Raw genomic sequence first — 19,034 nt, 5'->3', positions numbered from 1 at the left:
CGAAAACCTGATCTATTCCATTTTTCGTCGAATAAGTGACAATGAAAGCTCTCCAACGCAGCGGCGACCATCGCGATTATCAGCGCGTGCCACGCGTGGTAACGGCGATGGCCCGAGACGCCGTGCACGGTGTATCGGCGCCCCCGCACAGCCACGAGCGCGCGCAGCTGCTATATGCCACCGAAGGACTGATGAAGGTGAAGACCGCCTTCGGCGTATGGATACTGCCGCCGCGCCGCGCGCTATTCATCCCGCCCGGCGTGGTGCATCAATGGACCTCGCTGAGCCGCGTGACGATGCGGACCATTTACATCGAGGCCGCAACGGCGCAGGCATTCGGCGACAGCTGCCGCGTGATCGAAGTCAGCCCGCTGCTGCGCGAGCTGATACTGTCGCTGTTGGACGAGCCGATCGAATATCCGTTGCCCGGGCGCGGTGAACATCTGGCGATGCTGATCCTGTCCGAACTGGCGGCGGCGGAGACGGTGCCGATCGCGATCCCCTGGCCGCGCGACCGGCGCCTGCTGGCCGTGTGCGAAGCCATCGTGGACGATCCCGGTAGCCCGCGCACTATCGAGGACTGGGCCGCTGAAGCCGGCGCCAGCGCGCGCACCTTGATACGCCTGTTCCCCAAGGAGACTGGGCTGCACTACCGCCAGTGGGTGCAACAGGTGCATCTGGCCGAGGCGTTCGGCCGCTTGGCGCGCGGCGACAGCGTGGGCGAGATCGCGGCGGCGCTGGGCTATGCCAGTCCGAGCGCGTTCAGCGCGATGTTCCGCCGCATACTCGGCAAGACGCCGCAGCATTATCTGAACAGCTGGCGCGCGCCGTTGCAGCCAGCTTAAGCCATCGGCAGAGCAAAACGGAAGACGGCGCCGCGTTGAGGCACGCGGATCAATTCGATGCTGCTGTCGTGCAGTTGCAGGATGCGGCTGACGATCAGCAGTCCCAAGCCTCCTTCCCTGTGTTCGCCGCGCAGCGCGAACGGGCGGCGAAACAGCACGTCCTCCATGTCCGCAGGGATGCCTGGACCGGTATCGCCGACGGTGATGCGGACGTGACTTTGCCCACCCGGCTCCACCGTGATCTCGACGTTGCCGCCGGGCGGCGTATGGCGGATCGCGTTGTCCAACAGGTTGGTCAGCACGCGCTCGATCATGCCCAAGTCCGCGCGCACCATCGGCGCAGGATGGGGCAGCACGGCGTTCAGGTGCAGTTGCTTTTCCTCGGCGCGCAGCTCGAATTTTTGGAACACGTCCTGTATCAGATCGCTGAGCGAAAAGGCTTCAATCTCCGGCTCCACCGCGCCGTGCTCCAGGCGCGCCAGCTCGAACAAAGCCTGCGCCAGGCGTCCCACCTTGCGGCTCTGCGCCAGCGCGATGCCGAGGTAATGCTGGCGACTCGCCGCGTCCAGCGTTTCATCCTTCAGCGACAAAGTCTCCAGGTAGCCGTGCAGCGAGCCAAGCGGCGTGCGCAGGTCGTGCGAAATGTTCGCCACCACTTCGCGACGTTCGTGATCCAGCTGGCGCATGGTCTGCCATTGTTCGTTGATGCGCTCCGCCATTTCGCCATAGGTGCGCTCCAGGATCGCGATCTCGTCGCGCCGCCCGCCGGCATTGGGCGGCGGCAGCACCAGCTGCTCGGCCTTGGTGTCGAGCTGGCGCATGGTCGCGGCCAGGCGATGCAATGGCCGTGTGATCAGGCGGAAGGCAACCAGGCCGGCCAGCAGGCCTAGCAAGGCCACGATCGCCATCGACCACAAGGTGGTGCGCAGCACCGAGCTGGCGGTGGCGCGGGCGGCGAGGCGGTCGTGCTCCTCGCTCTGCAAGATGACGTAGATGTAGCCGACCTTGCGCTCGTCCATGCGCAGCACGGCCGCGCTGAACACCTTGCGGCCGCTGTCGCTGCGCGGATCGTCGCCCTGGATCGGCAAGGGCTGCTTGTCCAGCAGGCGGCGGATCGGTTCAAGGTTCACATGGTCGCGCTTCAGGTGGCCGGCCGGCGCGGCGTGGCCGACGATGCAGCCGTCCATGTCCAGCAGGTAGACCTCGACGTTGGGATTGACCACCATCAGCTGGCCGAACAGGCGGCGTACCGTTTCGGGACCGAGGCCCACACTGGCCGGTACGCCGGGCGCTGGCGCGGGATCGCTGTTCGCATGCATCAGCTGCGCGTCGAGCGCGATGCTGCGCGCCAGTCCGCGCGACAGGCCCTGCACCACTTCCTTCTCATGCATGATGTTGGCGCGGATCTGCAACCACGCGGACGCGCCGCAGCACGCCAGCAGCAGCACCGAGAACACCAGCGACAGCCGCTGGGAAAGGCTCAGGTTCATTCCGCAGGCCCGCCGTTGGCAAAGCGGTAGCCCTTGCCCCACACGGTCAGGATGCGGGCCGGATCGGCGGGATCGGTTTCGATCTTGGCGCGCAGCCGATTGATGTGGGTGTTGACCGTGTGCTCGTAGCCGTCGTGCTGGTAGCCCCAGACCTGGTTGAGCAGGTCCAGTCGCGAGAACACTTTTTCGGGGTGCTTGACGAAGAAGTACAGCAGGTCGAATTCACGCGGCGTCAGGTCCAGCGGGCGGCCTTCGACCTGGGCTTGCCGGGTCAAAGGATCGAGGCGCACGCCGTTCAGCTCCAGCGCGCCGGATTCGTTGCGCTGGTTGCGGGCCATGGCGTCGGCGCGGCGCAGCAGCGCCTTGACGCGCGCCACCAGCTCCAGCACCGAGAACGGCTTGACCAGATAGTCGTCCGCGCCCAGCTCCAAGCCCAGGATGCGGTGCACTTCGCTGGAGCGGGCGCTGGTGATGATGATGGGGGTGTAGGTCGCCATCGCCCGCGCCTGACGACAGATCTCCAGTCCGTCCACGCCGGGCAGCATCAGGTCGAGGATCAGCGCGTCCCAGCCGCCGGTGCGCAGCTGGGCCAGGCCCTGGTTGCCGTCGGCGCAGTGGGTGACCTGATAGCCTTCGTCCTGCAAATGCAGTCGCAGTAGGTCGGCGATGGGCATATCATCCTCAACGATCAGGACGCGTTTTTTTGGTAAATCCATAGTCAGTCGGGCCGGGTAAGAGTCTGGGTGCCGCCATTGTGCGGGATTCCTGCCTTGGAAAGTATCACATTTAATTGAAGTTTACGTGAGGATTTCGCCAGCCCTTCCCGGCCACAATGGCTGCATCGACATTCCACTTTATGGAGTTCTTATGACTTCCAGACGCAAATTTCTCCTGACTAGCGGCGCCGCCCTGATGGCAAGCGCCGCAGCTTTAAAATGGCGCGCCGCCCATGCCGCGCCGACTCCGGCCTGGGAAGTAAGCCACACGGACGCCGAATGGCGCGCCCTGCTCTCGCCTGCGCAGTATGAGATTCTGCGGCGCGGCGGCACGGAGCGGCCGTTCAGCAGTCCGCTCTACAAGGAGCATCGCGCCGGTAAATTCTTCTGTGCCGGCTGCCAGAATCCGCTGTTCTCGTCCGCGACCAAGTTCGATAGCGGCACCGGTTGGCCCAGTTTCTGGAAGCCGCTGGAACGCGGCGTCTACACCAGCCGCACGACATCGCTGGGTTTCCGTGGCGCCGAGGTGCAGTGCCGCCACTGCGGCGGGCATCTGGGCGATGTGTTCGACGATGGCCCGGAACCGACAGGCCTGCGTTATTGCATCGACGGCTTGGCGCTGACCTTCACGCCCGGCGCGGCTTAACGGAGGTTGATCGTCATGTTGTTGATACTCCTTTCCTATCTGGGCGGCGCGCTGACCATCGTCAGCCCGTGCATTTTGCCGGTGCTGCCGTTTGTGTTTGCGCGCACCGGGCAGCCGTTTGTGCGCAGCGGGCTGCCGATGCTGGCCGGGATGGCGCTGACCTTCGCGCTGGTGGCGACGTTGGCGGCTGTCGGCGGCGGTTGGGTGGTGCAGGCCAACCAGTATGGACGCTGGCTGGCGATGGCGCTGATGGCTTTCTTCGGGCTGACTTTGATGCTGCCGCATCTGGCGGATCGCCTGACCAAGCCGCTGGTGGCGCTGGGCGACAAGCTGTCCAGCAAGGCGCAGGCATCGGATGCTGCGGCTGGCGACGGTGCATGGTCCGGAGCGCGGGCGTCATTCCTGCTCGGGATTGCGACGGGTCTGCTGTGGGCGCCCTGCGCAGGTCCGGTGCTCGGCCTGGTGCTGACCGGCGCGGCGTTGAACGGCGCCAGTGCAGGGACTACGCTGCTGCTGTTGGCCTATGCGGCTGGCGCGGCGACTTCGTTGGCGTTGGCGCTGCTCATCGGTGGTAAGGTCTTCAGTGCGATGAAGCGTTCGTTGGGCGCGGGCGAATGGATACGGCGCGTCTTGGGCGTGGCCATGCTGGGTGGCGTGGCGGCGATCGCCAGCGGGCTCGATACCGGGCTGTTGACGCGGGTGTCGACCGTGGCGACGGCGGGTCTGGAGCAGAAACTGATCGACAAGCTGTCGCCCCGCGAACCGCAAGGCGGCGCGATGATGGCCGGCGGTGCGATGATGTCGCGCACCGCGATGACAGGCAAGGGGCCGGCCCTGATGGCGATGCACGCCACGCCGCCGGCCGATGACACGCTCCCGGTGGAAGGCAAGCTGCCGCCGCTGACCGGCGCCGTCGACTGGCTGAACTCCGCGCCGCTGACCGCGGCCCAACTGAAAGGCAAAGTGGTGCTGGTCGACTTCTGGACCTACTCCTGTATCAACTGCCTGCGCACCATGCCTTACCTGAAAGCCTGGGCGGAAAAATATCGCGACCAGGGCCTGGTGGTGATCGGCGTGCACGCTCCCGAATTCGCCTTCGAACGCGATATCGGCAACGTCCGCAAAGCGATCAAGGATCTCGGCATCACCTACCCTGTCGCCGTCGATAACGATTACGCCATCTGGCGCGCCTTCGGCAACCAGTACTGGCCGGCGCACTACTTCATCGACGCCAAGGGCCAAAGCCGCCATCACCATTTCGGCGAAGGCGAATACGCCCAGTCCGAGCAGGTGATCCAGCAGCTGCTGGAAGAAGCAGGCCGCAAGGACGTCGCCAACACGGTGGTCAGCGCGGAAGACGCCAAGGGTGTGCAGCAGGCAGCCGACATGGGCCAGGTGGCTTCGCCGGAAACCTACCTGGGCTACGAGCGCGCGCAGAACTTCGCCTCGCCGGAAGGACAGGCTGCGGACAAGGCGCGCAGCTACACCGCACCGTCGCAGCCGGCGCTGAATCAATGGGGCTTGGCCGGGAACTGGCTGTCGCAGCCGGACCAGGTAACGCTCAGCCAGGGCACCGGCCGTATCGTCTACCGCTTCCATGCGCGCGACCTGCACCTGGTGCTCGGTCCCGCCAAGAATGGAAAACCAGTGCGCTTCCGCGTGACGGTAGACGGCGCAGCGCCAGGGGCCAGTCATGGCACCGACGTCGCCGCCGACGGCAGCGGCACCATCACCGGCCAGCGTTTGTATCAGCTGGTGCGGCAGTCCGGCAGCATCGCCGACCGCACCTTCAGTATCGAATTCCTCGATCCCGGCGTGCAAGCTTACGCCTTTACCTTTGGTTGAAACGGAGAGCACATCATGAAAAAAATCCTGAAAAACTGGGGCGGCCCAGCGGCGCTGGTCGGCGCAGCCATCTTCGGCGTGGCGTTGTGGCAGCAGCCGGCGGAATCGGCGGAAGTCGCAGTGGTGATCGCACCGCCGGCGGTCGATGAACCGGCCTCCGGACACACAGCCACCGCCGTCTTTGCCGGCGGCTGCTTCTGGGGCGTGCAGGGCGTGTTCCAGCACGTGAAGGGCGTGACCAACGCCGTTTCAGGCTATGCCGGCGGCGACAGCCGCAACGCCAACTACGACGCCGTCAGCGGCGGCGACACCGGCCACGCGGAAAGCGTCAAGATCACCTACGATCCGGCGCAGGTCAGCTACGGCAAGCTGCTGCAGGTCTTCTTCTCGGTGGCGCACAATCCGACGGAGCTCAATCGCCAGGGGCCGGACAGCGGCACGCAATACCGTTCGGCGATCTTCCCGCAAACGCCGGTTCAGCGCAGTGTGGCGGAAAAGTACATCGCCCAACTGGATGCCGCGCACGTATTCAAGAAACCGCTGGCGACCAGGATCGAAATGGACAAGACCTTCTATCCGGCCGAGACCTATCACCAGAACTTCCTGACGCTGCACCCCAGCCATCCGTACATCGCCTTCAACGACCTGCCGAAGGTCGAGAATCTCAAGCGTATCGCGCCGGATGTGTATCGCGCCGACCCGGTGCTGGTCCGCAAGGGGCTGTAGTACAATTACAGCAAAATACTATGCGGCCAAGCGCCATGGATACCAGAGACGATCCCTCCCCCGATTCACCGCTGCGCCGCCGGTTGCTGGGAGGGCTATTGTCCGCCGCAGCGCCGGCGCTGATTTTGCCATCCAATGCGCGCGCGGCCGACGCGCCAATCCAGGTCGGAGGCTTGCCCGTCACCTGTAATCTGACGCTGCCGGTGGCCTGCATGGCGAAGGCCGCAGCGGCGGGCAAACCGGGCGCCCTGCCTCGTGGCTTCGAATACAGCAAATACAACGGCTGGCCCGAGGTCAAGGAATCGCTGATGACAGGCCGCATCCAGGCCGCCTACATGTTGGCGCCACTGGTGATGGACCTGGCCGACAAGCGCATCCCCGTCAAGATCGTCTCGCTGGGCCACCGTTCGGGCGCCGTCATCATGGTGCGCACCGACTCCACGCATAAAAAATTCTCCGACCTGCGCGGCAAGCGCATCGCCATACCAAGCCGCTTCGCGGTGGACTTCCTGTTCCTGCGCAAAATGCTGGCGCGCGAGAAGATGACGCCCAAGGATATCGAGATCGTCGAGATGGCGCCGCCAGACATGCCGGCCGCGCTGTACGCCAAGGCGGTGGACGGCTACTGCACCGGCGAGCCTTTCGGCGCCGCCGCGCAGCGCGCTGGCTACGCCCGTCCGCTGGCGATGACGCGCGACGAATGGCGCAACTACATCTGCTGCGTGCTGACGGTACGTGAAGAACTGATCAAGGAAAATCGCCCGCTGGTGCAGGAGCTGGTCAACTACGTGCAGGCCGCCGGCAGCTGGCTCGATTCCACGCCGGCCAGCCGCGAGAAGGCGATCACCATCGCCGCCGGCCGCAAGTACTTCAACCAGGACCCGAACATCCTGCGCTTCGTGATGCAGAACCCGGCCGACCGCGTGACCTACGGCGACCTGCGCATGATACGCGCCGAGTTCGACGAGTTGATGCAGTTGTCGATCGAAGCCGGCACCATCAAGCACCCCATCGCCTACGAGTCCTACGTGGACGAGAGCTTCGTCAAGGCCATCAAGCCGGTGGCCATCAACATATGAGCAAGTGGAGCGTAGCGTTACTGGCGATGTCGATCGCGTTCGGCGCGCAAGCCGCCGATACCCTCGGCTTGAAGGCCGGCGTATTCGATCCACCGCGCATGGCGCCCGACTTCACGGTGCGCGGCTCGGACGGCAAGGAGCTGAAACTGAGCCAGTACCGGGGCAAGCTGGTGCTGCTGGAATTCGGCTACACCTCGTGCGTGGATGTGTGCCCGGTGTCGCTGGGGATGCTGGCGGAGGCGCGCCGGCAGATGGGCGGGCAGGCCAGCCAGCTGCAGGTCATCTACGTCACTGTCGATCCCGAGCGCGACACGCCCGAGCGCATGCGGAACTATCTGCGCGCCTTCGACCCGACCTTCATCGGCGCCACCGGCACACCACAGCAGATGGCGCGTGTGCGCCAGGACTACGGCATCACCGCGACCAAGAAGATGATCGACGGTAGCAAGACCGATTACACCGTCGGCCATTCCTCGTACCTGTACTTCGTGGACCGCAAGGGAAGCTTGCGCGCGCTGCTGCCGTTCGGGCGCACCGCCGCCGATGTGGTGCATGACGCTACGCTGCTGTTGAAGAATTGAGTACGCAGCGTCTACGCAAACCGGCCGTTATCGCGCTGGGCCTTGCCGCTACCGGTGTTGTGGCCCTATGCGCATGGGCCGCGCTGGCGCCGCTCGCCCTGCCCTCGCGCGACGAGCTGTTTGAAATCCCCAACGGCACCTGGGCGCGCCGCATGGCCGGCGACAAGGTGGAGATCCTGCCTGCCGAAATCCGTCTGACGCAAGGCGCGAACGACGTGCTCCTGCTGCGCAACAAGGACAGCGTGCCGCAGATTTTCGGGCCGGTGCTGATCATGCCGGGCCAGAGTTTCCGGCTGCCGTTCGAAACCGTCTCCGTCAACGACTTCGCCTGCACCGCGCACGCCAGCGGGCAAATGCGGGTGGTGGTCGACGCCATGCCAAGCACCGGCTGGCCGCGCCTGAAGTGGCGCGCCTTGCGTGCCTGGGCGCGCGCGCCGCATATGTTCTCAACCTGATTGGACGTTATGGAAAAACTCAAAAAAATCCTGCCGCCGCTGGCGGTGCTGGCCGCGCTGATCGCCCTGTGGTGGATCGTGGTGGTGCAGACCGAGAGCGTGATCTTCCCGACGCCACTGCAAGTGGTGACCGGCACGCTGGAGCTGGCCGAAGACGGCACGCTGTGGGAGCATATCGGCGCCTCGCTGTTCCGCGTTGGCACCGGCTTCGGACTGGCGGCGGCGGTGGCGATTCCGCTGGGGCTATGGATGGGCCGCGTGGACGGCGCCTACATCACGCTCAATCCCATCTTCCAGATCCTGCGGCCGATTTCGCCGATCGCCTGGATACCGCTGGCGATCCTGTGGTTCGGCGTGGGCAACCTGTCGCCGATCTTCCTGATCTTTATCGCCGCCGTGTTCCCGATGATCGTGCAGACCGCGTCCGGCGTGCACACCATCGAACGGCGCTACCTGCGGGCGGCGGAGAACTTCGGCGTCTCGAAGACCACGCTGTTCCGGCAGGTGATCATTCCTGCAGTGCTGCCGGAGATTATCATCGGCATGCGCATCGCGCTGGGCGTGGCGTGGCTGGTGGTGGTGGCGGCCGAGATGATCGCGCTGCGCTCCGGCCTGGGCTACCTGATCATGGACTCGCGCAACGCCGGCAACCGCTATGACCTCGTCATCGCCGGTATGATCATCATCGGCATCATCGGCCTGGTACTGGACGCGGTGATGCGCAAACTCGAAGGCCTCAAATCGGTAAGGTGGCGCTATGGACGCTAAGATCGTCGTCAACGATATCAAGAAAAACTTCAAGGACCTGCCGGTGGTCGGCGGCGTCAGCCTGGATGTGAAGGACGGCGAATTCGTCGCCATCGTCGGTCCGTCCGGCTGCGGCAAGTCGACGCTGATGAAGATCATCGCCGGCTTCGAACAGCCCAGCGAGGGCGAGGTGCGCATCGATGGCGTGGTGCGGCGCGGGCCCAGCCCCAAGGGCATCGCGATCTCGCAGCATGGCTCGGTGTTCCCGTGGTTGACGGTGCAGCAGAACCTGATGTTCGGCCTGACCGGCAACGGCCATGGCGACAAGTCGGCGCTGGCCGATCACTATGCGGAGATGGTGGGCTTGAAGGGTTTCGAGAACAGCTATCCGCACGAACTGTCGGGCGGCATGTTGAAACGGGTGGAGCTGGCGCGGGCCTTCGTGGTCAAGCCGGAGATCCTGTACATGGACGAACCCTTCTCCGCACTGGACGCGTTGATGAACCTGAAGATGCGCACCGAGCTGCTGCGCATCCTTTCCGAGGAACGCCACACGGTCATCCTGATCACGCACGATGTGGAGGAAGCGCTGTTCATGGCGGACCGCATCCTGGTGCTGTCGCCGCGGCCGACGCGGATACAGGCGACGTTCGACGTGCCGCATCCGCATCCGCGCAAGCTGTCCCGCCCCGAGTTCCAGGAGATGAAGGAACAGATCCTGCGTGAACTGGGTGTGACTATTTGACCTGCTTGAGCACTTCCAGCACGGCCTCGGTCACGGCTTCCGGCTTGTCGGCCTGAATCCCGTGGCCGGCGCCGGCCACGATGCGCTGCGTGCCGCGCGTGGACAGCGCGGCCATCTGCTTCTGGATCGCCACGTTCTCGTCCTCCATCGCCTTATTCAGCGCGCTTTGCGGCTGGTTCGGCACCGCATACGGGCTCACGCCGCGCGTCAGCACCACCAGCGGCAGGTCACCGAGCGGGCGGCGTAGCGCGCGCAGCTGCTCGTCGCTGTCCTTCATCGCATTCCATTCCGCCACCGTGGTGCGCCAGTAGGTCGGCTTGCGCTCTTGGGCCAGCACCACCGGTCCCAGTGCCGCGCCGAAGAAGGTCGATGGATCGCCGATGCAGTTCTTCTGCTGCTCGCTGCCGGCGGCGATGCCCTTGCCTTTGCTGGCAGCGGCCAGGCAATACTGGTTCTGCTGCTCGACCATGCCGTAGATCTGCTTGATCTTGCCGTCGGTGGCTTTATCGAGGCGGCTGGTTTCGTCTTCATGCTGCGCTTCGACCAGCACCAGGCCCTTGACCTCCTCCGGATAGCGATAGGTGTAGACCTGCACATTGGCGCCGCCGAGCGAATTGCCGACCAGGATATACGGCGGTTTGACGCCGGCGCCGGCTAGCAGCTTGTGCAGATCCTCGGCCACGTTCTCGGACGTATTGGGGCGCGCGGCGGGTTCACTGAAACCGTAGCCGGCGCGGTCGAACACGCAGGCGCGCGTGTGCCTGGCCACTTCCGGCTGCACCTTGAACCACGCCCAACCCGCGTCACCGGAAGGCGAGTCGAACAACACGGTGGTGTCGCCCTCGCCGCTGCAGTGCAGATTCATCTTGCGGCCACCGACATCGATCAGCTGCTGCGGCTTGGCAAAAGCGCGGCCGCCATCATTCTTCGCGGCGGAAGCCGCCAACACAGGGGAAACCGCACCGGCGGCCAACGCCAGCAGTGCAAGACGAAACATAGGTTTGGTCATTCAATTCATCCTTAAAAATGGGGTCAAGTCTGACATTCGGACACGTGCTCAACCTTGTCGATCTTACTACAGTTGTGCTCGTGTCCGAATGTCAGACTTGACCCTCTTTTTAGCGGACGGCGAGGGAGACGCTGGCGGGGAATTGCGGGGCGCGGCGGTGCAGCGTGGCTTGCTCGTAGCTGTACGCCATGCGGATCAGCACGGCTTCGCTGTAGGCGGCGCCGACGAAGGATAGGCCTACAGGCAGGCCATGCACATATCCTGCCGGCACGGTGATGTGCGGATAACCCGCCACCGCCGCCGGCGACGAGAAGCTGCCGCCGAAATGGTCGCCGTTGATGAAGTCGGTCAGCCAGGCGGGGCCGCCGGTCGGCGCCACCAGCGCGTCGAGCTGGTGCTCGCGCATCACCTGGTCGATGCCTTCGGCGCGCGCGTAGCGCTGGTTGTTGGCCAGCGCTACGCGATAAGCAGGGGTGTCGAGATCGCCCTTCGCTTGCGCGCGCTCCAGGTATTCCTGGCCGAAGTATGGCAGCTCTTGTTGGTGGTTTTTCTGGTTGAAGGCGATGACGTCGGCCATGTTGGACACCGGCGCGTGCGGCGCGTATTCCTTCAGGTAGGCCGCCAGGTCGGCCTTGAATTCGTACAGCAGCACTTCGGTCTCGCTGCCGCCGTATTTGCTGATGTTGGGCACTTCGGTGTCGACCAGGATCGCGCCCTGCGCCTTCAGGTCCAGCAGCGCTTTTTCGATCACCGCGTCCAGCTCGTCGTTGGTGCCGAAGAAGTTGCGGGCCACGCCGATGCGCTTGCCCTTCAAGCCGCCCTTCTCCAGCGCAGCACGGTAGTCGCCGGCCTTGCCCGCGCCTTCCCGTGTGACCGGGTCCCGGGCGTCGACGCCGGTCATCGCGGCCAGCATCAGCGCGGCGTCGGCGACGCTGCGCGCCATCGGGCCGGCCGTGTCCTGCGAGTGGGCGATCGGGATGATGCCGCTGCGGCTCACCAGTCCCAGCGTCGGCTTGATGCCGACCAGGCCGCAGATCGAGGCCGGCGACACGATCGAGCCGTCGGTCTCGGTGCCGACCGCCAGCGTGGCCAGGCCGGCCGCGATCGCCGCGCCCGAGCCGGAGCTGGAGCCGCTGCAGTTGCGGTCCAGCGAATATGGATTCAAGGTCAGGCCACCGCGCCCGCTCCAGCCGCTGACCGAATGCGTCGAGCGCATATTGGCCCATTCGCTGAGGTTGGTCTTGCCGATGATGACGGCGCCTGCCGCGCGCAGCTGCGCTGCGACGTGGGCGTCGCGCGCGGCGCGGATGCCGTTCAGCGCCAGCGAGCCGGCGGTGGTGCTCATGCGGTCGCCGGTGGCGATGTTGTCTTTGAGGAGGACGGGGATGCCGTGCAACGGACCACGCACGCGCTTGAGGTTGCGCTCGCGGTCCATGTCCAGCGCGATCTTCAGCGCTTCTGGATTGATTTCGATGATGGCGTTGAGGCGGGGGCCGGCTTTGTCGATGGTCTTGATGCGGGCCAGGTATTGCGAGGTCAGCGAGTGCGAGGTCAGCTTGCCGGCCTCCATCATCTGCTGCTGTTCCCAGACGCCGGCGTCGAGAATGCCGCCAGGACCGTGCTTGGGCGCCGCACCCGCCGGCGCCGCCAGCACCCGGTTGCTGCCCGCCGCGGCACCCGCCGCCACGCCGATACGAACGAATTCCCTGCGATCCATGCCATCCTCGTGAGTGGTTTGAACTGATCAGCCATGCGCACTATTTATTGCGTTGCATAAATATATCAGCGTGTTGCCACCTACACTACAAAAATTATTACAAATCAGCAAATAATTACCAATTTCCAATAAAAAAAGCACGCCGGCATGTGTTTAACATGCTTGGGCGTGCTTTTTAGGCACATAAACCGATTAGTTACGAACGATACGCTTGTATTCGTTGGTACGGGTGTCGATTTCGATGACGTCGTCCTGGCTCACGAACAGCGGCACTTGCACGGTGTGGCGATGCGCTTCGATGGCGTTTTCGATCTTGGCTTCCTTCAGGACGTTGCCCGAAGTGTTGCCCTTGACCGCAGGCTCCGAGTACACGACCTGGCGTGCGATGGTGGTTGGCAGTTCAACCGAGATCGCCTTGCCGTCGTAGAACACGGCTTCGCATTCCATACCGTCTTTCAGGTAGTTCAGCGCTTCGCCCAGGTTTTCTTCTTCGATTTCGTATTGCTCGTAGTCGGTGTCCATGAACACGTACAGCGGATCGGCGAAGTACGAGTAGGTCACTGGCTTCTTGTCCAGAACCACCACGTCGAACTTGTCGTCGCCGCGGAACACGTTTTCCATCGGGGTGTTGGTCAGAAGATTCTTCATCTTCCATTTGTACGTGAAGCCCGTGCGGCTCGAACCGTTGACGTCGGAGCGCAGAACGATCATAGGCTTGCTGTCAACCATGATGATGTTGCCAACACGAATTTCTTTTGCAGGTTTCATAGAGAGTGTACGTAAAAAGTAGGTTGCGTAAAAATCATCTGTCGCCAGGTGCTAGGCCCAAAGCTCACGGTTGATCAGGTAAAAATGCGCTAAAGATTAACCCGGCATTATACCCGGCTTTTCCCGCGCCGCCTATCTCAGCGTGGCGGCAAACGCCATCAGATTGGTGGCCAGGTCGCCGTTGGCCAGCATTTCCCCCTGCCACTCGGCAGCGCGCGCGCTCATCGCCGGCATCTGCCGCGCGAACGCCTGCCACAGCGACGACCAGTCGCTGCCCTCGCCCGCCGTCGGCGCGCCGTTCCAGCGCAGCGAAAATTCGGCCAGCGCGGCCTGCTCCCTGGCGTAGCGCTGCAGGAAGGCGCGCAGCTTCTGGTGGTGCAGGTCTTCGTCCTGCGGATAGATGTGCCAGACGAAGGGCTTGCCGGCCCACTGCGCGCGCACGAAGGAATCCTCGCCGCGCACGAAGTTCAGGTCGCAGGCCCACAGCAGCTTGTCGTAGTCCGGCTGCGGCACGAACGGCAGCACGCGCACCGTCAGCGCGCCGTCGGTGGCGCTGGCGCCGGCCTTGGCTTCGGTGCCGAGGAAGGCTTGCACCGACTCGGCCGCCACGCCTTCCGGCACCAGGCAGGTGACGGCCGTATCGCCCTGGCGCCAGACGTCCAGCAGCGCCGACACCGGCGCGTGCGGGTAGCAGAACAGCGAGACCTTGGTGGCCGCCATCTCGGCCGGCGTGACGCCGAAGCGCGCCAGGAACGCCGCCATCGCCGCCGGCGAGGACTGGAACTGGCGGCGCTGTTCATCGAGCTCCGCTTCGCGCAGCAGGCCGCCGGTCTTGTCGGTGAAGCCAGGGAAGAAGAAATGCTTGGTCAGCGACAGGCGCGGATGCGGCGACGTCAAACGATGGCAGCCCTCGACCCACTCCTCGGCCGTCAGGCCTTCCAGGTTGAACCACACCGGGCGCGGCTCGCACCGCGCCATCGCCTCGATGTAGCCGGGCGGGATGTCGACCGCGAAGAATTCGATGACGATGTCGGCCACGTCGGCCGGCGTGTAGACGCCGTCCTGGTCGCGCCAGTGGCGCACCTGCACGCCATCGAGCTGCTGGCGGTCGGCGGCGGTGTCGACCTCGGGGCAGATGCGGCGGAAGCTGGCCAGGTCGTCGACCCACAGTGTGACGGCGAGGTCGTGTTCGCGCCGCAGCTGGCGCGCCAGGCGCCAGCAGATGCCGATGTCGCCGTAGTTGTCGACGACACGGCAGAACAGATCGAGGCGGCGGAATTTTTTCATGGCAGGTCGAAAAAAAAGGAGGCTGGATGATACCTGATTAACGCGCGGGGGCCACCAAGAATACCAAAACTTCCGCTCACAGGCCCAGTCCAATCCCTTCCAGCGCAGCTGCACGCGGCACGCAGACAGCGCTGGCCAATAGCAACCACAACAAGGAGATGTCATGAACGAGTATCAACAGTACTATGCACAACAACTAGCACCGCAACAACTGGGCGGCCTGGCGCCGCAAGGCTTCTTTGGCAGCTTGCTGGGCGCACCGCTGGGCGGACTGATCGGCCGCGGCATCGGCGGGCTGTTCGGCAACTCCCATCTCGGCAACCAGATCGGCCAGGCGGCCGGCGGCATCGGCGGCGCCTTCCTGCCACTGGGCGTCGACCCGGTGACCGCCGCCTACGCACAACAGGCACAACAACAGCAACTGCAGCAACTGCAGCAACTGCAACAGGCCCAGCTCGCACCACAGGGCTGGTTTGGCAACATCATCAAGAGTGTGGCGCAACCGCTGGGCGGCGCCATCGGCGGCGCTTTCGGTAACGCCGGCCTGGGCAACACCATCGGTGGCATCGCCGGCCAGCTGGGCGGCATGCTGCCGTTCGCGGCCGATCCGGTGCAACAGGCTTACGCCCAGCAGGCAGCGCAGCTCCAACAACTACAACAGCTGCAAGCACAAGGCCTGGCGCCGCAAGGCTGGTTCGGCAACATCATCAAGAGCGTGGCGCAGCCGCTGGGCGGCATGATAGGCGGCGCCTTCGGCAATGCGGGGATCGGCAACACCATCGGCGGCATCGCCGGCCAGCTGGGCGGCATGCTGCCCTTCGCGGCCGATCCGGTGGCGCAAGCCTATGCACAGCAGGCGGCGCAGCTGCAAGCGCAAGGCCTGGCGCCGCAAGGCTTCTTCAGCGACCTGCTGCGCAACCGCGCCAACACCGGCATCATCAGCCCACCCATCGTCAACCAGCCCTTCTTCAGCCGGCCCATCGGCAGCCCCGGCATCGGCTACTCGGGTCCCAACATCGCCAACATGCTGCCGTTCGCCGTCGATCCAGTGACGCAAGCCTACGCGCAGCAAGCCCAGGACGCGCAGCTGCAACAGCTGCAAGGCCTGGCGCCGCAGGGCTGGTTCGGCAACATCATCAAGAGCGTGGCGCAGCCGCTGGGCGGCGCGATCGGTGGCGCCTTCGGCAATGCGGGACTGGGCAACACCATCGGCGGCATCGCCGGGCAGCTGGGCGGCATGTTGCCGTTCGGCGTAGATCCGGTGACGGCCGCGTATGCGCAACAGCAGCAGCAACTGGCCCAGCTGACGCAGCAGGCGCAAATGGCCAATGCCGGCAACACCGCGCTGTATGGCGGCGGCCAAACCCTGCATTGACCGCGCGCTGAGGCGCTGACCGGACGGCGGCGCCGCCCCTGCCCTCCGACGGCGGCGGCCGCGGAGGGCGCTGCACTTTTCAAGGAGACCCTTATGTTTGAAACCCAAGGCGCGCCAGCCAAGAAGGCCAGGTATCTGATCCATGCCACCGACGGCGCGCCGTTGGCCGATTTTCTGGCGCTGGCCGACGTCGACCCCGAGATCAATGTGGTCGACGTCATCGGCCCGCACGACCAGCCGCATACGGCGGTCGTGGAAATCAGTCCCGACAAAGCCCGCGTGCTGGAGCTGCATTTCCGCAGCACCGGCACGCCCTCCCACCAATTGACGATAGAACCGGACCAGCCGCTGTCGCTTTTCGACCGCGAGCAGGCCGATCCGATTTGAAAGGAAAGTCCATGCCCAAGCCTTCCAACGATGGCGTCTCGTCGTCCCCGGATTCCACGCTTTCCGGCGGCGGTGAAACTGCCAGCTCCACAGACAACACCAGCCGCTCAACGCGCGGCTCCAGCGGCGCCGGCGCCGGCCCGGTCGCCGCTGGCGGCGACGCGGCGGCCGATGCCGCCGGAGATCCCGGCAAACGCACCGCCAACGGCGCTGGCCGCACTATCTCGGCGCGCAAGAAGCAGTATGTGATCGCGCCGCGCCAACCGGACGGCTTGCAGGCCATGAGTTTCCAGCCGCTGCAATTCTCGGCGCTGGAGCAGGCCCTGCGCAGCAGCAACGACATCGAAGTGGTCGACACGGTCGGCCCGAAATCCGTGCTCGGCGCGCTGGCCGACGGCATGGGCGGCTCGCAAGGCGTGCTGGTGGCGCGCATGACGGAACAGAAGGCCGCCGTGCTGCATCAGCAAGGCCAGGGCCGGCTGCTGGTGGAACACGACCAGCACCTGAACCTGATGGACCCGGCGCTGCGCCAGCCGGCGATGGTGACCGGCGTAATGTCGACCAGCGGCGGCCCGGTGCTCAACGCGGTGATCAGCGTGATCGGCAAGGACGGCGCGCCGCAGCCGGAAGCGGAAGTGTCGCTGTTTGGCAGCATGCTGCCGGCCAGCGGCGTGACCGACGCCAACGGCCAGGTCACGCTGTCGCTGTTCGGCGAGACGCCGGAGTCGGTGCGCGGCCTGTACGTCAAGCCCAAGTCCGACTACTGGAGCTTCTACCAGCGCGACCCCGACATCAGCACCGACGAAGCCAATGTGGTGACGCTGCGCGCACTGTCGGACTGGCCGTCGCTGGCCGGCTTCCCGCGCCAGCGCGCCTACGGCTGGGGGCAGAAGGCGATGCGGCTCGATCAGCTGCCCGGCAATTATCGCGGCCAGGGGATCAAGATCGCCATCATCGATTCCGGCGCCGCCACCACCCACGCCAACCTGAAAGGCATCAAGGCCGGTTTCGACGTGCTGAACAAGAAAACCAATCCCGACGGCTGGGACCAGGACACACTGGGCCACGGCTCGCATTGCGCCGGCGTGATCGCGGCGGCCGACATCGCCTCGGGCATACGCGGCTTTGCGCCGGACGCCGAGGTTCATGCCTGCAAGCTCTTCCCCGGCGGCCAGATCAGCCAGTTGATCGACGCGCTGGAATACTGCATCGACCAGCAGATCGACGTGGTCAACCTGAGCCTGGGCGGGGCCGAGGTGTCGGAGGCGCTGGAGCAGCAGATTGTGCGCGCCAAGCGGGCCGGCATCGCCTGCATCGTCGCGGCCGGCAATTCGGGCGGCGCGGTGCAGTACCCTGCCTCGTCGCCCAACGTGCTGGCGGTGGCGGCGGTGGGCAAGCTCGACGAATTCCCGGCCGACAGCTATCACGCGCAGACGCTGGACCAGAATGTCGACGCCTACGGTTATTTCACGGCCAAGTTCAGCTGCTTCGGTCCGCAGGTGGCGGTGTGCGCGCCCGGCGTGGCGATCACATCCTGCGTGCCGCCGAATAATTTCGCGGCCTGGGACGGCACCTCGATGGCGACGCCGCACGTGACCGGACTGGCGGCGCTGACCCTGGCGCACCACCCGGACTTCCAATCGCCGCAGTACAAGGCGCGCGGGGCCGAGCGGGTCGAGCGGCTGTTCCAGATCATCCGCGCCAGCGCGCACCGGGTCAGCCTGGCCGACCAGAGCCGCACCGGTTTCGGCTTGCCGGATGTGCTGGTGGCGGTGGGCTTGCAGAACCAGGCCAACCAGCAGCCGGCGCAGGTGGCGCCGCAGCAGGCCGGCGTGATGTCGCCGATGATGGCGGCGCCGCAGCTGGGTGGCGCGATGGGCAACGCCATGAGTGGCTTGATGGGCGGCGGCGCGGTCTACGATCCGCTGGGGCTGGACGTGGCGCGGGCGGCGCAGTTGGCTGCCTACGGCACGCAATGGCCGCAGCTGCACGTCGGGCGCTTCCCGCTGCCGCAGCCGTACAACCCCATCATGTGGTAGCGACTGAAATGCAAAAAGCCGCACAAGGCGGCTTTTTGCATGACTGGCGTCCCCAAGGGGATTCGAACCCCTGTACTCACCGTGAAAGGGTGATGTCCTAGGCCTCTAGACGATGGGGACAGAAATCTGTCCGTACTGACCTGTTGGAAAAGTCCTGAAACACTGGCGTCCCCAAGGGGATTCGAACCCCTGTACTCACCGTGAAAGGGTGATGTCCTAGGCCTCTAGACGATGGGGACTTTTCCAAGGCGCGAATCATAGCAGTCAACTTCGCGCTTGGCAAGAGCAAACCCTTGTTTTTACAGGAAAAACCCGAAACATAGTCGAGCTTACAACAAGCGCGTAAACGCTGCAAAAACAAAAAAGCCGCTCAAGGCGGCTTTTGCAATGCTGGCGTCCCCAGGGGGATTCGAACCCCCGTACTCACCGTGAAAGGGTGATGTCCTAGGCCTCTAGACGATGGGGACATATCGGTGCTTCCTGCGCTAATGGTGGAGGTAAGCGGGATCGAACCGCTGACCTCTTGCATGCCATGCAAGCGCTCTCCCAGCTGAGCTATACCCCCCGGGCGCAGAAA

18 protein-coding genes and 4 tRNA genes are annotated in these 19,034 nt (G+C 64.8%); 12 read left to right on the top strand and 10 right to left on the bottom strand.

Annotated features, from left to right (window positions below; all coding sequences use genetic code 11):
- The first annotated feature begins 41 nt into the window (after positions 1–41).
- Complete coding sequence (locus tag KVP70_RS29055; RefSeq protein ID WP_217945870.1) at positions 42–845, top strand: AraC family transcriptional regulator; 804 nt, start codon at positions 42–44, stop codon at positions 843–845.
- On the opposite strand, the gene KVP70_RS29050 is transcribed toward KVP70_RS29055, so the two are convergent.
- The gene (locus KVP70_RS29050; protein WP_217945869.1) at positions 842–2,335 is read right to left on the bottom strand and encodes a HAMP domain-containing sensor histidine kinase; all 1,494 of its coding nucleotides are present in this window, start codon (positions 2,333–2,335) and stop codon (positions 842–844) included. The two genes, KVP70_RS29055 and KVP70_RS29050, sit on opposite strands and share 4 nt — an antisense overlap.
- Positions 2,332–3,051: a response regulator transcription factor gene (locus KVP70_RS29045; RefSeq protein WP_217945868.1), complete on the bottom strand. Its 720-nt coding sequence runs from the start codon at positions 3,049–3,051 to the stop codon at positions 2,332–2,334. Before KVP70_RS29045 ends, KVP70_RS29050 begins: the two co-directional genes overlap by 4 nt.
- Positions 3,052–3,202: 151 nt before the next feature.
- Here KVP70_RS29045 and msrB point away from each other — a divergent pair, with 151 nt between their 5' ends.
- From msrB to KVP70_RS29005, 8 genes are read left to right on the top strand one after another with little or no spacing between them, the layout of a single operon-like run.
- Complete coding sequence (msrB, locus tag KVP70_RS29040) at positions 3,203–3,697, top strand: peptide-methionine (R)-S-oxide reductase MsrB (RefSeq protein WP_217945867.1); 495 nt, start codon at positions 3,203–3,205, stop codon at positions 3,695–3,697.
- Between the two features lie 15 nt (positions 3,698–3,712).
- Positions 3,713–5,542, top strand: coding sequence for a cytochrome c biogenesis protein DipZ (locus KVP70_RS29035; RefSeq protein WP_217945866.1), 1,830 nt, complete (start codon positions 3,713–3,715; stop codon positions 5,540–5,542).
- Positions 5,543–5,557: 15 nt separating this feature from the next.
- The gene (gene msrA / locus KVP70_RS29030) at positions 5,558–6,268 is read left to right on the top strand and encodes a peptide-methionine (S)-S-oxide reductase MsrA (RefSeq protein WP_217945865.1); all 711 of its coding nucleotides are present in this window, start codon (positions 5,558–5,560) and stop codon (positions 6,266–6,268) included.
- A gap of 35 nt (positions 6,269–6,303) precedes the next feature.
- Positions 6,304–7,347 carry an ABC transporter substrate-binding protein gene (locus tag KVP70_RS29025; protein WP_217945864.1) on the top strand — a complete coding sequence of 348 codons (1,044 nt, stop codon included), beginning with the start codon at positions 6,304–6,306 and terminating at the stop codon, positions 7,345–7,347.
- Positions 7,344–7,928: an SCO family protein gene (locus KVP70_RS29020; RefSeq protein WP_217945863.1), complete on the top strand. Its 585-nt coding sequence runs from the start codon at positions 7,344–7,346 to the stop codon at positions 7,926–7,928. Before KVP70_RS29025 ends, KVP70_RS29020 begins: the two co-directional genes overlap by 4 nt.
- A complete protein-coding gene (locus KVP70_RS29015) occupies positions 7,925–8,383 on the top strand; it encodes a cupredoxin domain-containing protein (RefSeq protein WP_229225168.1) in 459 nt (152 codons plus the stop codon). The genes KVP70_RS29020 and KVP70_RS29015 overlap by 4 nt, the downstream gene beginning before the upstream one ends.
- A 9-nt stretch (positions 8,384–8,392) precedes the next feature.
- Positions 8,393–9,151 (top strand): ABC transporter permease, encoded by a 759-nt coding sequence (locus KVP70_RS29010; RefSeq protein ID WP_217945862.1) that lies wholly within the window; start codon positions 8,393–8,395, stop codon positions 9,149–9,151.
- On the top strand, positions 9,141–9,875 hold the full coding sequence (locus KVP70_RS29005; protein WP_217945861.1) for an ABC transporter ATP-binding protein: 735 nt from the start codon (positions 9,141–9,143) through the stop codon (positions 9,873–9,875). The genes KVP70_RS29010 and KVP70_RS29005 overlap by 11 nt, the downstream gene beginning before the upstream one ends.
- Here the strand turns inward: KVP70_RS29005 and KVP70_RS29000 are convergent.
- From KVP70_RS29000 to earP, 4 genes are all read right to left on the bottom strand, one after another.
- A complete protein-coding gene (locus tag KVP70_RS29000; protein WP_217945860.1) occupies positions 9,868–10,884 on the bottom strand; it encodes an alpha/beta fold hydrolase in 1,017 nt (338 codons plus the stop codon). The two genes, KVP70_RS29005 and KVP70_RS29000, sit on opposite strands and share 8 nt — an antisense overlap.
- Positions 10,885–10,993: 109 nt before the next feature.
- Positions 10,994–12,601: an amidase gene (locus KVP70_RS28995; protein WP_217945859.1), complete on the bottom strand. Its 1,608-nt coding sequence runs from the start codon at positions 12,599–12,601 to the stop codon at positions 10,994–10,996.
- Positions 12,602–12,793: 192 nt separating this feature from the next.
- On the bottom strand, positions 12,794–13,369 hold the full coding sequence (locus tag KVP70_RS28990; protein WP_116988197.1) for an elongation factor P: 576 nt from the start codon (positions 13,367–13,369) through the stop codon (positions 12,794–12,796).
- A 132-nt stretch (positions 13,370–13,501) separates the two neighbouring features.
- Positions 13,502–14,656, bottom strand: a complete 1,155-nt coding sequence (earP, locus tag KVP70_RS28985) for an elongation factor P maturation arginine rhamnosyltransferase EarP (RefSeq protein WP_217945858.1) — start codon at positions 14,654–14,656, stop codon at positions 13,502–13,504.
- Positions 14,657–14,819: 163 nt separating this feature from the next.
- On the opposite strand from earP, the gene KVP70_RS28980 reads away from it, so the two are divergent.
- The 3 genes from KVP70_RS28980 (at position 14,820) to KVP70_RS28970 (ending at position 18,457) form a co-directional block, all read left to right on the top strand.
- The gene (locus KVP70_RS28980; RefSeq protein WP_217945857.1) at positions 14,820–16,031 is read left to right on the top strand and encodes a hypothetical protein; all 1,212 of its coding nucleotides are present in this window, start codon (positions 14,820–14,822) and stop codon (positions 16,029–16,031) included.
- A 93-nt stretch (positions 16,032–16,124) separates the two neighbouring features.
- Positions 16,125–16,418 (top strand): hypothetical protein, encoded by a 294-nt coding sequence (locus KVP70_RS28975; protein ID WP_217945856.1) that lies wholly within the window; start codon positions 16,125–16,127, stop codon positions 16,416–16,418.
- An 11-nt stretch (positions 16,419–16,429) separates the two neighbouring features.
- A complete protein-coding gene (locus tag KVP70_RS28970; protein WP_217945855.1) occupies positions 16,430–18,457 on the top strand; it encodes a S8 family serine peptidase in 2,028 nt (675 codons plus the stop codon).
- 44 nt (positions 18,458–18,501) lie between these two features.
- Here KVP70_RS28970 and KVP70_RS28965 read toward each other — a convergent pair.
- The 4 genes from KVP70_RS28965 to KVP70_RS28950 all read right to left on the bottom strand — a co-directional run bounded on the left by KVP70_RS28965 (position 18,502) and on the right by KVP70_RS28950 (position 19,022).
- Positions 18,502–18,577, bottom strand: a tRNA-Glu gene (locus KVP70_RS28965).
- Between the two features lie 43 nt (positions 18,578–18,620).
- A tRNA-Glu gene (locus tag KVP70_RS28960) sits at positions 18,621–18,696 on the bottom strand.
- Positions 18,697–18,848: 152 nt separating this feature from the next.
- Positions 18,849–18,924: transfer RNA gene (locus KVP70_RS28955), tRNA-Glu, on the bottom strand.
- Between the two features lie 22 nt (positions 18,925–18,946).
- A tRNA-Ala gene (locus tag KVP70_RS28950) sits at positions 18,947–19,022 on the bottom strand.
- Between the last annotated feature and the right edge of the window lie 12 nt (positions 19,023–19,034).

The sequence above is a fragment of the Duganella violaceipulchra genome, from assembly GCF_019166075.1.
Lineage (GTDB): Bacteria > Pseudomonadota > Gammaproteobacteria > Burkholderiales > Burkholderiaceae_D > Rugamonas > Rugamonas violaceipulchra.
Note: the sequence above shows the minus strand (reverse complement) of the source record. Positions and strands in the feature narration are given on the sequence as shown.